The sequence below is a fragment of the Thermus sp. FJN-A genome (assembly GCF_054655095.1).
In genome coordinates this window covers 1-468 of record NZ_BAAHSC010000048.1, presented here as the reverse complement: position 1 = coordinate 468, position 468 = coordinate 1, and the positions used below count along the sequence as shown (strand labels likewise).

1 pseudogene is annotated in these 468 nt (G+C 73.9%); it reads right to left on the bottom strand.

Annotation, left to right across the window (positions count from 1 at the left end):
• A pseudogene (locus ACYQ0J_RS00235) lies at positions 1-468 on the bottom strand (hypothetical protein); the annotation flags it as partial.

Below are 468 nucleotides of genomic sequence, written 5' to 3'. Positions count from 1 at the left end.
CCGGGCCAGGACCCACTTCCCCAAGGGGAAGGCCCGCTCGGCGAGGAGCCTCCCCCCCCGCAGGGCCCCCTCGAGGCGGTAGGCCTTCCTGGGCTCCAGGAAGGCGGTGAAGCCCCGGGCCCGGCCCAGGACGAGCCTGAAGGCCTCCCCGCTCTTGGGCTGGACGAGGACCACGAACCTCCTTCCGTCGGCGTGGAGGAGGATCCCGTGCACCACCAGCTCCGGCCCCTCCATGGGGCGCTTGAGCTTGAGGGCCACATGGGCCTCCGTGAGCCTCCCCTCCTCGTCCGTGCGGGGCCAGAGGGTGAAGACCCCCTCCCCCTGGTGCTCCTCCGGCTGGCTCAGGGCGTACCCGGCCACCTCCACCCGGCACCCCTCGGGAAGGCGGGGGCTAGAGAAGCCCTCCTCCCCCAGGCTCCCCTCCAGGAAGAGGGTGGCCTGGTGGGCCGGGTGGCGGGCCCCGGGCTT